13 protein-coding genes are annotated in these 14,788 nt (G+C 67.0%); 9 read left to right on the top strand and 4 right to left on the bottom strand.

The genetic code is table 11. From position 1 onward, the window contains the following. Positions 1–63 precede the first annotated feature (63 nt). Entirely contained in the window at positions 64–939 is an 876-nt protein-coding gene (locus ELY19_RS07720; RefSeq protein ID WP_126195705.1) for an LLM class flavin-dependent oxidoreductase, read from the top strand. Between the two features lie 81 nt (positions 940–1,020). Here ELY19_RS07720 and ELY19_RS07715 read toward each other — a convergent pair whose 3' ends face one another. Further along, a complete protein-coding gene (locus ELY19_RS07715) occupies positions 1,021–2,040 on the bottom strand; it encodes a hypothetical protein (RefSeq protein ID WP_126195704.1) in 1,020 nt (339 codons plus the stop codon). 634 nt (positions 2,041–2,674) lie between these two features. Then, the gene (locus ELY19_RS07710) at positions 2,675–3,073 is read right to left on the bottom strand and encodes a hypothetical protein (RefSeq protein WP_126195703.1); all 399 of its coding nucleotides are present in this window, start codon (positions 3,071–3,073) and stop codon (positions 2,675–2,677) included. A gap of 197 nt (positions 3,074–3,270) precedes the next feature. Here ELY19_RS07710 and ELY19_RS07705 point away from each other — a divergent pair, with 197 nt between their 5' ends. From ELY19_RS07705 to ELY19_RS07670, 8 genes are read left to right on the top strand one after another with little or no spacing between them, the layout of a single operon-like run. Continuing rightward, positions 3,271–3,810, top strand: coding sequence for a hypothetical protein (locus ELY19_RS07705; protein ID WP_126195702.1), 540 nt, complete (start codon positions 3,271–3,273; stop codon positions 3,808–3,810). Positions 3,811–3,814: 4 nt separating this feature from the next. Further along, positions 3,815–4,756 carry an LLM class flavin-dependent oxidoreductase gene (locus tag ELY19_RS07700; protein ID WP_164711550.1) on the top strand — a complete coding sequence of 314 codons (942 nt, stop codon included), beginning with the start codon at positions 3,815–3,817 and terminating at the stop codon, positions 4,754–4,756. Beyond that, complete coding sequence (locus ELY19_RS07695) at positions 4,753–7,578, top strand: thiopeptide-type bacteriocin biosynthesis protein (RefSeq protein WP_126195700.1); 2,826 nt, start codon at positions 4,753–4,755, stop codon at positions 7,576–7,578. The genes ELY19_RS07700 and ELY19_RS07695 overlap by 4 nt, the downstream gene beginning before the upstream one ends. After that, the gene (locus ELY19_RS07690; RefSeq protein ID WP_164711549.1) at positions 7,575–8,915 is read left to right on the top strand and encodes a lanthionine synthetase C family protein; all 1,341 of its coding nucleotides are present in this window, start codon (positions 7,575–7,577) and stop codon (positions 8,913–8,915) included. The genes ELY19_RS07695 and ELY19_RS07690 overlap by 4 nt, the downstream gene beginning before the upstream one ends. Beyond that, positions 8,912–9,814 (top strand): ABC transporter ATP-binding protein, encoded by a 903-nt coding sequence (locus ELY19_RS07685; RefSeq protein WP_126195698.1) that lies wholly within the window; start codon positions 8,912–8,914, stop codon positions 9,812–9,814. Before ELY19_RS07690 ends, ELY19_RS07685 begins: the two co-directional genes overlap by 4 nt. Beyond that, complete coding sequence (locus ELY19_RS07680) at positions 9,811–10,626, top strand: ABC transporter permease (protein ID WP_126195697.1); 816 nt, start codon at positions 9,811–9,813, stop codon at positions 10,624–10,626. The genes ELY19_RS07685 and ELY19_RS07680 overlap by 4 nt, the downstream gene beginning before the upstream one ends. A gap of 34 nt (positions 10,627–10,660) precedes the next feature. Continuing rightward, on the top strand, positions 10,661–11,806 hold the full coding sequence (locus ELY19_RS07675) for a sensor histidine kinase (protein WP_126195696.1): 1,146 nt from the start codon (positions 10,661–10,663) through the stop codon (positions 11,804–11,806). Then, the gene (locus ELY19_RS07670) at positions 11,803–12,447 is read left to right on the top strand and encodes a response regulator (protein WP_126195695.1); all 645 of its coding nucleotides are present in this window, start codon (positions 11,803–11,805) and stop codon (positions 12,445–12,447) included. The genes ELY19_RS07675 and ELY19_RS07670 overlap by 4 nt, the downstream gene beginning before the upstream one ends. Here ELY19_RS07670 and ELY19_RS07665 read toward each other — a convergent pair. Both ELY19_RS07665 and ELY19_RS07660 read right to left on the bottom strand, forming a co-directional pair. Continuing rightward, the gene (locus ELY19_RS07665) at positions 12,441–13,943 is read right to left on the bottom strand and encodes an ABC-2 family transporter permease (RefSeq protein WP_126195694.1); all 1,503 of its coding nucleotides are present in this window, start codon (positions 13,941–13,943) and stop codon (positions 12,441–12,443) included. The two genes, ELY19_RS07670 and ELY19_RS07665, sit on opposite strands and share 7 nt — an antisense overlap. Then, positions 13,940–14,659, bottom strand: coding sequence for an ATP-binding cassette domain-containing protein (locus ELY19_RS07660; RefSeq protein WP_126195693.1), 720 nt, complete (start codon positions 14,657–14,659; stop codon positions 13,940–13,942). The genes ELY19_RS07665 and ELY19_RS07660 overlap by 4 nt, the downstream gene beginning before the upstream one ends. Positions 14,660–14,788 lie beyond the last annotated feature (129 nt).

Here is a 14,788-nt window from a genome sequence, read left to right as displayed (position 1 = left end):
CTCGATCACACGAGTCGAACGCGCGAGGTCGTGCGTCCCGGTCACGAGTCGTAGGGTGGGTTCGTGCGATTCGGAGTGGTGATCCTGCCCCAGTACCCGTGGCCCGAGGCGCGCCGGCGCTGGCGCACGGCGGAGGAGCTCGGCTTCGATCACGCGTGGACGTACGACCACCTGTCCTGGCGCACGCTCGCCGATCAGCCCTGGGGCGCGACGGTCCCGCTGCTCACGGCCGCCGCCACCGCCACCGAGCGGATCCGGCTCGGCACCTTCGTCACGTCGCCCAACTACCGGCATCCCGTGCCCTTCGCGAAGGACCTCGCGGGGGTCGACGAGATAGCGGGCGGCCGGCTGCTCCTGGGGATCGGCTCCGGCGGCACCGGCTTCGACGCCTTCGTCCTCGGACAGCCCGAGCTCACCCCCCGCGAGCGGCACGACCGGTTCGTCGAGTTCACCCGCGATCTCGATGTGCTGCTGCGCTTCGAGCAGGACGGGCCCATCTCGTTCGACGGTCCGCGGTACCGCGCCGTCGACGCGCGCATGGTCGGCGAGCCGGCGCAGGCGCCGCGCATGCCGTTCGTGCTCGCGGCCAACGGCCCGAAGGGGGTGCGCCTCGTCGCCGAACTCGGGCAGGGCTGGGCCACCACCGGACCCGACGGTGACGGCGGCGAGGCCTGGTGGTCCCGCGTCGCGGACCTGACGAAGCGGCTCGATGACGCGCTGGCGGAGGCGGGCCGGGACTACGACGCCGTCGACCGCTACCTCTCGATCGACTCGGGCGGCACGTACTCCCTGAGCTCCGCCGCCGCGGCCGACGATGCGGTGGGCCGCGCCGCGGAACTCGGCTTCACCGACGTGATCGTGCACTGGCCCCGCGACGGTGAGCCCTACGCGGGCACCGAGGACGCGCTGGTGGCCTTCGCCGAACGGCACCTGCCGTAGGCAGGACGAGAGGACCGCCTCTCACCGGCACCAACCACCCGCGCCGTGTTGCGGTCAGTATCCTCAGCACCCACTCCGACCTCATTGCCCGTTGAGCACGGCATCGCGCGATGCCGGCAGGCCTTGGACGTCGACCGCGTTCGCTGTGCCGTGCCGCTGAACGAAGCGGTGATACCCGCGAGCCAAGGAACACGGATCCGTGGCGTCGGATCCATGAAAATGGTGTGCGAGGACCCGCTGCCTAGTCGTCGCCTGATCGGGAGCGTCGCGGATGGCGATCAACTGGTCGTTGATCATGATGACGCGCTCGTGCAGTTGTCCCCACGCCGTGTGTTGCGCTCCGGGACGCGGAGGCAGCGACCCGATGGTCACCTCCAGCGCGAGTTTCTGCAGACGTCGGTGCCGCCTCCTGGCGACCACTGAGGCGAACAGGGGGAGCACTGCGACGAGGGTCCACCCCGCACCGACCAACACGAATCGCGCAGCAGAGGTCCAGAAGCCCACTTCCACCAACGCTGGGGTCGGGCTCCCGAGCCAGCGGGCACCACGTGCAATGATGGCGAGCAACTCCATGAAGCAACCCGCGCCGATCATGACCAGGCCGCACCGCACCACACTCCAGCGGGGCAGTTGAGCCACCCCTTCGATCACGAAGACCACCGAGACCGCGGATAGCACTCCGACGTAGATCGTCCAGGTCCCCGCGTACCACCACCATGTTCCTTGTGCGGGAGCGACGAAACGCTGGTTCGTCGGTGTCGCGAGGAAGGCCGTCGTCAGCATCAGGCCGACGAGGATCGGTAGGGACAGAAAGATCCGCTTCCGTGCGACGGGCTCGTTTCGCCCTATTCGAGCGGTGGATGCTGCGAACCATGCCGCTGCTGCCACATCGAATGATGCGGCCCAGGCGACCACGAGCTGTGCGACGTCTCCAGTTGGTACTCCGGTTCCGGGGGCCACATCGGCGGTCCAGTTCAACAACTGCAGTGAGCCCGCACCGACGACGAAGGGCAGGAGCACGAACCACGCTGCGTGGGAACGTGACTCTCGAGCTGCTAAAAGACGCAGGACCACTGCGCTGGTCGCCACGATGAGAATCACGACCCGCGCCGATTCGACAAGTGTCATCCGACGGTCACCTGCAGAAGAAGTCGTAGACTTCCGCCTCGGCCCGGGGTCGCGCCGCGGTGCGCTCGACCCATCGGAGAACCTCAGTGGCGAACACCTCGGCCAGTTCTTCGGCGGCTCCGGCCGGCGGAGACGAGGCCCTACCAGAGCAGCCGCGAACATCCTCTCCGTGGCCACAGAGCAGGTGGCAGAGCTCGTGCAGAATCACATGGTCCCGATGGACACCGAAAACATCGTCGCGGACCAGGATCGCTCCGCGACCACCGTGTCGGATCGCCATTCCGGTCGGGAAGGGCCTCTGCGAAACGGCTTCGATGTGGATATCGATGCCACACCGCTGCGCAGCCGTCGCACAGCAGCCCTCAACCGTCCACTGGGACGCGAGCGGCGCGCAATAGAGCTCGGCCAGGTACTGGGCTTCAAGGCGGGGGTGCGCAATCCCTGGAGGAGTGGATCGACCGAAAAGCTGCTTAGCCGAACTTTTCATATAGCGCAGAGAACCACGACACATCCGACATGTCAACCGTCGGCGGGCCGCCGGGCAACGAAGTTGCTCGCGAGGTGCCATCGAGAGGCGACCTGCCAGAACGGCAGCGGAGGACGTCGGCTATTCCAGCGGGCGACTGCGGAACTCGGGCCGCGAGGCCAGATCGCGCACGACCGAACGAATCACCGATTCAATGGCCTCCCTACCCAGCTCGTTCAGCTCGGAAACATCGACACCTCGAAACGAAACCTCGAGCGCGTCAGCGGTCGTCGAACGAGGGAGCGCACCGAACTCACGGAGATCGACGTCGAGGACGGCGGCGACACCCTCGATCGCTCGGAAGGTCGGATTCTTGATGCGGCCGACCCTGATGTGCGAGAGATTGCTCGCCGACATCCGATACCCGAGCTCAGTCGCCCTCTCCGCGATGTACTTGGTGCTATAGCGACGCCCGTCCCGCGCCTCGGCGAAGCTGATCAGCGCGTTCATCCGGTCACTCATCTGGTCGTCGTCCGTCATTCCATCCCTCCGATGCCGCCGAATCCGACTCTCGACTGTGGGTTCGCGGGCGTACCCGGCGAGGCTCACGTACGATCCCACTGGCGACGCTCAGATCATAGCGTTCGCTCGCTCGAGACCGGTGGCGACTACTCGGATCAGTACCAGTGCAGCTGTTGTCTGCGCAGCACCAGAGTACGGACAGGGGGATCCATAGGATGCACGACATTCACGCTTGCGCTCGGAACACGGGCCGATCCATCGAACTCCAGACCCTCGGCAAGCAGATCGTGAACGGCCGTCGAGTGACGGCCACTCGCCCGCTCGAATTCGTCACCGCCCTCGCGGCTGGGCGGGGGCGCGCCAGCCTCTCGTCGCTCGAGGAAGGCTTGTTCGGGGGACAGGCGGGAAAGTCGGCGGTCGCCAACCTGGCGTATCGCGCCCGGACCCTGGGGATTCGGATCGAGTTCGACCGCTACGCCGAGCACTACGTTCTCGGTAGCTCCGTCACGGTCGATGCCCTCGAAGCGATCCGCGCTCTACGCCGCGGCGATCCGATCGCCGCGGCGTGGCTGTACGACGGACCGTTCCTCCGCGCGAGTGCATCCCAGTTCTCGCACGAGATCCGTGGGGCGCTCGCCCACGAGGTGAACTCGCGCTTGGGCGACCTTGCCGGTATCGAAAGAGACTTCTATGTGCGGCGGTTCGGCGATCTGCTGTTCACCCGCGACTCCGCCCGTACCTCCGCGATCCTCTGACCGGATGAAGATCTCGCTCGTAGCCCCCGTCGTACCAGCGCACCCCGATCAGCTACTGGGCGCGGCATCCCTCGTCCAGGATCGACTGTACTCCCGCATGTGGCAGGGTCAATCCTACGGCATCGACGCGATTCCGACCTTCGCGTACCTCGCAGGGAAGGGATACCGAATCCCCTACGGCACAGCGGTCTCGGTCTCGGCTCTCACGGATCCACGAAGGGCGGCGATCGAGTCCCGGAGCGTGGCAGTACTGTCCGGCGAACCGTTCTACCTCGGGGTCGGGCCAGGGAGTGCCAGGATCCGTAGCCTCCTCGGCGAGACCGGTGGCCCCGTCGCTGCGACTGAGCACTACCTCGCGACCTTCAGGTCCGAACTGGAAACCGCCGGCGACCGAACGTCACTCGCCTATCCGATACCCAGCCCCGAAGTCCGCACCGCTATCGGCGTCCTGCGTCCCGCAATGGCGCGGCTCGCGGGGCGCGTTGCAGACGCTGCCATCTCGTGGATGTGCACACCCGAATACATCGCCGAGCACGTGATCACGCCGATGGCAGCCGAGGCCGCTGGCCATGATCGCGAGCGCCCTGGCGTGGTGGCCATGATGGCGGCAGGAGTCCTCGCGGACGATCGGGACCCCCTACTCCTGGCGCACGCCGGCGTCGGACGACACGCTCAGGAGCCGCACTATCGCGCGGTCCTCGAGCGCAGCGGTGTACCCGTCTCGTCGGACCTGCATCGATCGGCGTCGGCCCTACTCGACTCGGGCCTGTTCTGCTACGGGACGCCCGCCCACATCGCGAAGCAGGTCCACCGCTACCGAGACGCGGGAGTCACCGAAGTCGCGCTGTCGCTGACCTCCACCGCCGCCGTTCACGGCCTGTCCACCGCCGTGGACGATCTTCGGGCGATCTCAGTCGCCCTCGAATCCCTTCAGGAGTCGGAATGAGAACCAATCTCCATGTGGATCCCGACATCACCCTTCGGTGCGCGGTGCGCCCTGTAGACGCATACCCGGCGACCAAGAGCTCAGCGGATCGGAACGACGCACTCGCCCAGCTGTGCGAGCTATGGACCTGCTCCGACCTCCGCGCTGCGGTCGAGGTCTCCAGTGAGAGCCTGCTCGCCACCTGGGCATCGATAGTGGAAGGTCGGGAAACCCGCGAGCGACAGATCAGGAAGGTCTGGCGGAGTGTGCTGTCGTACGCGATTCGTAGCACCACGCGTGCGACACCCTTCGGCCTGTTCGGTGGAATCGCCGTCGTGCCGGTCGTCGACGGGGGTGAAGTGCTCCTCGACTCGGGGAAGCATCGGGCTGTGGTTCGCTCCTCGAGTTTCCACCGCAAAGCGGTCGCCGCGAACCGCGCCGAGGAATTGAACGGCATGGTCGCTACCAACCCGTCAGTGCACCTCAAAGGCGGTCGCTACGTGGTGCGGCTCCCGTCCTCGGGCGAACGGACCCAGGTGAGCATCAGGGCAACGCCTCCGGCGCGTTCCGCCGTGCACATGGCTCGCGAACCGATCTCCGCAGCGGCGATCGTTCAGCGCCTCAGCGCCGACCACCCCGATGTCGAATCCGAAGTCGTCTCTGCCATGGTCCGAGGGCTCATCGACAGCGACGTGCTCATCCCCATCCCCGGAATGTCCGTCGTGACGGCTCGTCCCGAGGAAGGCGAGGCGGAGTTCCTCTTCCCGCGAGAGGCCGTCGACCGCGTACGCAACCTGCGTTCTCGGGCCGCCAAGACACGCAACGCGGCGCTCGTCGACATCGAACTCGCCGCCGGGGGTGGATTCCCAGCAGAGCTGATCGCGAACGCCGCACCGGTTCTCGACATGCTGCTGCGAACGACTGTCATCCCGCACCGGTCCCAGCGGCTGCATGATTTCGCCACCCGGTTCGGAGAGCGCTTCGGCCATACGCTCGTGCCGCTGCGAGTCGCCGTGGATCCGGACGACGGCGTCGGAATGCCGGACTTCTCCGCCGACGACCCCGGCACCCGTGCGGCGGCCGACGGGAAAGCACGGCTGCGCGCCCGCCTCATCGAGCGCGCACGCACGTCGGGCTCCGGATCGATCGAGCTCCTTGACGCCGACCTGGAAGACCTCGATGTCGACGGCGATCTCGTCGACTCGTACGACCTGTTCCTCCACCTCGAGAGGCGCGGATCCCGTCCGGTGCTCACGCTGACGCCCGTGACCTCGAACTTCCCTGCCGGCCGCGGAATCGGGCGATTCACTCCGGGCTCCGAGGCAGCACACCGCTCCGCTTCGCGACAGTGCGAGCGCGAAGTGCTGCGTTCCCCCGAGACCGTGTTCGCGCAGCTCGACTACGTCTCCGCGCGGGACGGCGTCAACGACGTCAGCACCACGGCGCAGCTGTACCCCGCCGTCCTCGCTGCGAATACCTGGCCCCGCGATGCGGCACGCACCCTCCAATTGAGCGACGTCCACCTCGCGCTCGTCGGCGACCACGTTCGGCTCTTCCTCGGCGACGGGACACCGCTGGAACTGCGTCAACCGAACATGGTCTCCCCGGAATCACTCCCTGAAATACTCCGCCTCCTGGTCTTCCTCACGTGGGACGGTGCGGTTCGTCCGTACTGGTCCTGGGGCGGCGCGGAGCAGGCTCTCGCCCACCTGCCCGAGGTCGTCTTCCGGGACGTCGTCGTCAGCCGTCAGCGCTGGAGATACCTCGGCGCCGACAAGCCGACCGCGGCGCAGGTGCGCGACTGGACCTCTCGCTCCGGCGTCTCCCGCTACGTCTATCACGGTGAGTTCGACAACCGACTGCTGCTCGATCTCACCTGCGCGGGCCACCTCGAGCTGCTCGCCGCCGGTATCGCCCGCGGCTCGACGTGGGTGACTGAAGCACCGTCTCCGCAGGATCTCGGCACGACGGTCGACGACGCCGGGCGACTCCACAGCACGGAAGTGGTCGTCTCGATCGCGGCCGAACCGCTCCCGCGGACGGCCGTGGACTATCCCGTCTTCGACGAGACCCTGGACGGCCAGCGGCGTATCCGTCCCGGCGGAACCTGGGCATCGCTCGAGTTCCCGGTGGACCTCGACGATCAGAACCGCATACTAGGCGCGATCGGTACGGCCATCGGGCGCGACGCCGACTGGTACTACGTCAGATACAACGATCGTACCGGGCGGGACGTCCTCCGCCTGCGCTGCCGCTCACCGCTCGATGAACTGAGCATCCTCGATCTACTGGCCGACCTCCGCTCGGCAGGAGAGATCGGCGATCTCGTGATCACCAGTCACCACCTCGAGCTGGAAAGGTACGGCGGCATCGATCGATTCGCCAAGCACGAGAAGCGCTTCTGTGCCGAGTCTCGGATCATCGCCGAGCACATCGACCGACTTCCGGCACCGACGGAGGAGGATGACGAAGCCGGCCAGAGGGAGCGCATCCGCGGACTGGCTGCTCTCGTCGATGGGTGGTTGAGTGCCACCATCGGCGATGAACACCGCATCCACGGAGTCTCGCGAATCGCGCTCGCGGGATACGAGAGCGAGCTCGGTGATGAGGTGCATGCGATCCGCCGCCGTGTGCGGGGCCTGCAGATCGAACCGGAGACCGCTCAATGGCTGACCGATGAACTGTGCGATATGTCGAGCATCGACGACCCGATCGCACCACTGCAGAGTGCATTGCACCTGTTCTGCAATCGCCTGGGTATGACGCGAGCAGACGAGTACGCCGCGTTGTGGATCCGGCGCACTACCGCGCTCGGTGACGAGCGCCGAGAGGAATGCCGATGACCGACACCACCGTTCGCCCTGACCAGCAACCCGCCGAACAACCACACCGACTCGCCTGGGAGATCCTCGAGCGGATCCGGTACATCGACTCCACGCACCCACCTGTCTATCGCCACCCCACGAACAGCGCACTGGACATCGAATGGGAGCCACTGAGCTTCGCTTACGGCGACCTCGGGGCATGCCTGTCCCTTGCGGCGGCCGACGCGCTCCGGCCGGACGACGGTTGGGACGTTGTGGCGCATCGGCATCTGGTCCGCGCTGTCGAGCGGTACCGGCCGCTGACCGCACTGGGGCCCGGCATCTTCACCGGGGTCGGTGGGTTGGCTTTCTGTCTGCGCAGCCTCTCACGCGATGGCACGCGTTACGGTGAGGCCATCCGTTCCGTCGAGAACGAGGTCTTCTCCCGTGGCAGGGCTCTCATCGACCGTTGCACTGCCGGCAGCGGACTCGCGCCGAGCGACTACGACGTGATCTCCGGTCTTGCCGGAATGGTCGGCTACATCATGTCATCCACTGCACAGGAGCAGCCTCGGTTGTTCGGTCTCGCCGATTCGGCGATCGCAGCACTGGCCGACACCGCACTCGAGACGGCCGACATCGGCGGGTTCTGGACCCCAGGTGCACAGGTCAGTGAATTCGAGGCCGGCAATCTCCCCGGCCTGTGGGCGGGGTATCTCAATCTGGGCTTCGCGCACGGTATCGCCGGGGTCGTCTCGGTACTCGGTCAGGCACTGGACCGCGGGATGGGCGGATCCCGGGTGCGGCCCGCGGTCACGAAACTCGCCGATCTGCTCTTGGCCTCGGCGACGACTGCAGAGCCACGAGACGTCCCCTACCACCTCTCCTGGCACGAACACCACTCGCACGGCGTCGCGGAATCCGCTCGCAGCAACCCTGGTCTGAGCCGATTCGCCTGGTGTTACGGCAATCCGGGTACAGCACTCGCACTGTCGAACAGTGAGAGCACCCGTCGCGAGTACGCTGACGAGATCGGACCTCTGTTCGAGCCGGGCGCGCGGTCGGTCGACCAACTCGACATCGACAACCCGTCTCTGTGCCACGGCTACGCCGGTCTCATGCTGATCGACAAGTGGATCGGCGAGGCGATCCCGTCCGCCACCGACGGCACCGTCGGTGACTTCGCCCTGCAAGCGCTTCTCGGACTGATCGATCGGTCTCAGCCACTCCTGGTGCGCAATGCGCAACAGGGTCATCCGCAGATCGATAGCCCAGGATTCCTGGACGGCTCCGGGGGTGCAGCGGTCGCCCTCCTCGCGATCACAGGGGCGGACGAGCCCGTGGGCCTGAGGGCCTTGTCCGGGAGGTGGACATGACCGATCTGCCGGCGATCGAGATGAGCGATGCCGTCGCACGGTTCGGACCGACGACGGTGCTAGAACCGGTCAACCTGACGGTACCGCGGAGGGCGGCCGTTCCGGTGCTCGGCCCCAACGGCGCCGGGAAGACGACCCTGCTGCGGATGGTCTCCGGAACGGTCGTCCCCGCGAGTGGCACGGTGTCGGTGCTCGGACTCTGCACGCGCTCCGAGTGGCGAGCCGTATCCCGCGTGGTCGGCTCCTCGTTCTATCCGGAACGTGCGTTCTACTACCGGTTGACCGCAGTGCAGAACCTGCGATACTTCCAATCACTGGCGGGGTCGGTGGGTGTCCCGGCGCGCCATGTTCGCAAGGCGGTACTCGATCGAGTCGGGCTGGGACCGGTCGCCGACGTCCCCTTCATGGCGCTCTCCCTCGGGCAGCGGAAGCTTCTCGGGGTCGCGCGGGCCCTGCTGCTCGACCCGGATGTGATGGTCCTCGACGAGCCGTTCGCCAATCTCGACGACCTGGCTCGAGAGGTGGTGGCCACCGTCGTCACCGATCGACTTCGCGAGGGCAAGACCACTCTCTTCTCCACGCATCAGTTGGCGGACGTCCAGGACTTCGTGACTCATGCCATCACAGTCAGCGCCGGTGTCGCCACCTGCACAGAAGTGGGCGATTCGATGGCTGAGGAACCAGGTCCGGTACGCGTCGTACGGATCTGGGGACACCGTCGACCGGACGGCGACCTGAGCGCGATCTTCGCGACGTACGAGGCGGACATCGGTGAGGACTGCATCGCGCTGTCCGTCCCTACTTCAGTCACACTCGCGCGGGTGGTTGCGGAGCTCGAGGAGGCCGGCCTGACCGTCTCGAGTCTGGAGGACTCGGCCACGGTGGGAGTGAGCCGATGACAACCGTTCTCTGGCAGTACGGCTGCTACCTCCGACGAGAGTGGGAGGAGCAGCGGACGTACAAGACCGCTGTAGCACTCGGACTGGTATCGACCATCGTCGCACTCGCTCAGTTCGCTTTCCTTGGAATGTATTTGAAGACCGGTGGCGAACTACCCGGGATGGAACGCTACGGCGGCAGCATCATCGCCTACCTCATCTCCGGTACAGCGTTCACGGGATTCGTCGCAGTGGCGCTCCACGGATTCACGCAATCCATTCAGGCGGAACAGTCCGCCGGAACTCTGGAGGCAGTGGCGACATCGCCGGCGGGTCTGGTGCGGGTCATGCTGTTCTCAGCGTCGACCGCACTCCTCGGCACAACACTCGGATCCGCAGTGATGCTCGCATTGTTCTCGCTCGTCCTCGACTTTCCAGTCGATCTGGACCTTGCCTCGCTCCTGTACGCTGTAGCGATCACCATGATCTGCTTGGGCGGCTTCGGAATGGCGGGCTGCGGTGTCATTCTCGTGACGAAGAAGGGGGATCCCATCACCTGGATCATCGTCACGGCGATGACGCTGTTCTCCGGCGTCTTGTATCCGATCTCGATCCTGCCCACGTCGTTGCAGTACGTCTCCCATGCACTGCCGACCACGACGTCGTTGGAGCTCGTCCGCAGATCCCTGCTCGCTCAGGAAGGGCTGACCGCCACTGTCGTCGCCTCCTGGCCCGTGCTCCTATGGGCGGCGATCAGCGTGCCCGTCGGGTTCGGAGTCCTGCGATGGGGGCTCCGCGCGACCAGGGAGCGGGGGTCCCTTGCGCAGTTCTGAGCGGCTGATCAGGGGGGCACGCCGAGGCTGGCGAGTGACACGCACCGATCTGATCTACTTCGTCGCTCTGCTGCCGTGGGTACCTATCGCGTGGTACATCGTTCTCGCCCGCGGCAGCCCGCGGGACGGCGTCATCGCTGCAGTCTGCTACACCGTCGCCACTGCCGCGGTGCCGTTCCGGCGCCGCGCAGTCGCCGTCTCCGCGGCGGTGACCTTCGCCGCCTTCGCTGTCATGGTGGCGACCCGATCGACCACCAGCCTGGGGGTGTTCCCCCTGTTGATCTGCGCACCCCTCTCCATCGTCGCCGTCGTTCAATGGCACCCGCGTCGATGGCCCGGCATCGCGGCGACGGCCGTCGCTGCCGTTGGCTCCATCTGGAGTCCGGCGGTCGTCCCCGCCACACAGAAACAATGGGTGTACGCACTGCACATCGCGGTGCTGGCACTGTGCTACTCGTGGGCGAGCCGACGGCGGCTCGAACGCGAGAACACCCGTCGGGAACGCGAGGACGCGGTTCGAAGGGCCCACGACGCCGAGCGGGAGCGGATCGCGGAGGAACTGCACGACGGGCTCGGCCACGCATTGACGGCGATCCGAGCGAAGTCCGCGACCGCCGCCGCGGGCACCGCGGACCCGCAACGGATGAGCGAGGCGCTGCAGGTGATCGCCCGACTGTCCGCCGATTCCCTGGTGGACCTGCGCCGCACGTTGGGACTGCTGTCCCGGAACGACGGCGGCGATACGGACGGAACATCGGTGACGCTCCACCACTTCCTCGCTGATTTGCAGCGGTTGAACGCCGGCCTTACGGTGACCCCGGATCCGGCGACGATCGACCGGATCGACAGCGCACTCGCATCGCCGGCACGGGCGGTGGTGCGCCAGGTCGTCGAGGAGGCAGTGATCAACGTGATCCGACACAACGGCGCCGGATGCCCGGTGACGGTGCGATTGGATCTGATCCGCCGACCGGGGCACGCGGAGATGGTAAGCATCGACATCGTCAATCCCGTGCGACAGTCCGCCGGCCCGAGCGATACCCGAGGCTCGGGTCGCGGACTGACGATGCTGCGGCAGCGCGTCGCCGACGTCGGGGGCGTGGCAGCGGTGGACGCGGGGCGCGAGAGGTTCACCGTCAAGGCGATCATCCCCCTGGCTGAGGCGGTGAGGCACCGATGACCGAGGACCCCATCCGCGTCGTCATCGCCGACGACCAACAGGTGATCCGGGATTCGTTCCGCGAATACCTCGACGCGCTGCCCGACATCGAGGTGGCCGCGGTCGCCGAGAACGGTGCCGAGCTGGTGCGACTCGTCACTGAGATCACGGACATCGATGTGGTGGTCGTCGATGTTCGGATGCCGGTGCTGTCCGGCCTGGAGGCCGTGCGATCGCTGTCCGACTCGCACTCCCGTCCCGCCGTCATCGTCGTCACCACGTTCAACGTGGAGTCCTACGTCGAGATGGCCATCAGCTACGGCGCCAAGGGTTTCCTGCTCAAGGACTGTGCGCCGGAGGAACTGGCCGACGCGGTGCGCGAGGTCCACTCCGGGGGAGTCGTCCTCGCGGAGTCCGCGACCGCGCACGTGTTCTCGGCCATCCGGCCGAGGACGGGCACCGGCCCGGCGAGCACTCGGCTCTCCAAACGCGAGCGCGAAGTCCTCACCCTCATCGGAGCCGGACTCACCAACGGAGAGATCGCGGAGCACTTGTTCGTCGCGGAATCGACTGTGAAGACGCATGTTCGCGCGCTCCTGGTGAAGCTCCAGTGCCGGGATCGGGTCGCCCTGGTGCGGGTGGCCGTCCGAGGGGATCAGTGACGCCGCACCCGGTACACGGATCGTGCGGCGACGATGCTCAACGGGACACCGAGCAGCACCGTCAGAGCGAGTACCACCACCATCTCCGACGGCTCGGTCCGTGATCCCCACGCCGTGGGAAAGACCCAGCCGACCGTGTCCTCGAGGACCGTTCCGCCCACCAGCGCCCCGAAAACGGTTCCGATGATCGCCCAGGCGAGTCCGGCGACCTGGCCGGCCAGCTCGTTCACGACGGACGCGACAGCGATGAGCAGCCACCCCGCTGCGCACCACACGAGCACGTGCCTCAGCAGTGCGGCACCGTCCGCGTAGCCCGCAGCGGCGAGTCCGCTCCCGACGAGCGCACTCATCGCGACTACGACGGCGTCCATCACTACGATCAACCGCCATCCGAGTCGTTCCGGCAGGAGCGAACGCGTGGCCACCGCCCGAATGCCCGTACGGAGCTGCGCGATCCATAGGGTGGGTAGGACGGCGCAGCCGAGCGGGAGCGCCACGATCCCGAAGAATTCCGCAGCGTCCTCCGCCGGCCGCCACCGGGCGAGGAGAAGCGTGAGCGCGACCGTCGCAACGCACAGACCGGGCACGAGACCGCCGCGGAGGATCTGGACCAGCGCGCCGCCCGGGCCGTGGAAGCGGGCGGTGACGGCGTTCACCAGGCGCGATCCCTGCCCGCGGTGGGAACGCCCGAGAGTGACTGCGAGCGACCGGTACACCGCCGAGCCGGCGCCGGTGATGATCAGGGCGCCGAGAGCGAGCGAGGCGATCAGTGGCAGGACACCACTGGGCAGGGACGCCCCGTCGAGCCCGGTACCGTTCGCATGCGTGCCGATGGCGTCGAGCGGGCCTCGCAGTAACCATGCCGGGGGAAACGCCTGCCATCCCGGGGTTTCGACGAACTGCACTCCGATCACGATCATCGCGAGCGCCGTCAGTGCCGTGCCGGCCACCGGCGCGAACAGACTGATCAGCACCAGCAGCGCGACGTACCACGCGTAGACGATCACCGTCGTACCGCCGAACCCGAGCGCCCAGGTGAGGGCCCTGCCGAGGGAGAGCCCCTGCGTGGTCACCGCGGAGAGCGCGAGCCAGACGGTGATCGCCACGATGTGATTGATGCACGTCCACGTGAAGGCCACGGCGAATCTGCCGGAGAAGATCATGCGGCCCGGAACTCCGCGCTGCAGAATCCCGCCCGCGGACTGCCGCGACTCGATACCGCTCATCATGCCGACGGTCAGAGCGGCGAAGCTCGGACCACCCGCGACCACCCACAGATTGAGGTACGCCCGGGCGGAGTCCCAATCGGGGCTGCCGGCGGCGAGCTGAAGGCCACAGGTGACGACGGTGAAGACTGCCGCGCCCAATGCGACGTAGGCCAAGGGGGAACGCCACCAGATCCGGGCCTGCGCACGGAGGTACCCCGGCCAGCAGTAGGCGGTGGGACCGACGGACTCGTGCGGGCGCTGCCGTGTCGCGGGGATCGAGTGGCTCATCGCTCGACCGCCGGCGCGCTCGACATCGCGAAGTACGCGCGTTCGATGTCGCCATCGGGCGCGAAATCCGCGAGACGCCCCTCGAACCGTGTTCGCCCCGAGACGATGCACCCGATGTCGTCCGCCGTCTCCGCAACCTCGCCGAGCAGGTGACTGCTGAACAGCACCGCCCGTCCGCTCGCCGCGTACGACCGCATCAGCTCGCGCATGAAGCGGATCCCGGCGGGGTCGAGACCGTTCTGCGGCTCGTCGAGGATCAGCAGGTCGGGATCGCCGAGGAGCGCGATCGCAGTGGCGAGCCTGCTCTTCATCCCGGTCGAGTAGCCGCCCGCGCGACGATCCGCCGCGTCCGCGATGCCCACCCGGTGCAGTACGTCATCGACGTGGGGCGATCCCAGTCCGAGGAGATCGGCGTGGACACGGACGTTCTGCCGGCCCGAGAGGTGCGGGTAGAAGGCGGGCCCGTTGATCGACGCCCCGACTCTGCGCAGCGCGGTGCGTGTCCATGCCTCGCCGAACAGAGTCATCGTTCCCGCAGTGGGAGTGAGTAGTCCGGTGATCATCGACAACGTCGTCGACTTGCCCGCACCGTTCGGGCCCAGCAACCCGTACACGTGGCCCGGGCGCACGACCATCGACACGTCCAGGACTCCGGTGCCGTGGCCGAACGTCTTGCTGACGGAATCCAGGATCAGGCTGGGCGCAGAGGATCGCATACGGCCAGTCTCCCCAATCGTCGCCGCCCGGACATCCCCCTGTGGGGGGATTCGGCGGGGAGCCCACCGCACATTCGCACATCGCATCAATGGAATTCCCCCTCAGGGAGGATGTCTCACTCCGCCCTC

The organism is Tsukamurella paurometabola, assembly GCF_900631615.1.
Taxonomy (GTDB): Bacteria; Actinomycetota; Actinomycetes; order Mycobacteriales; family Mycobacteriaceae; genus Tsukamurella; species Tsukamurella paurometabola_A.
This window is presented reverse-complemented; position numbering and strand designations above follow the sequence as displayed.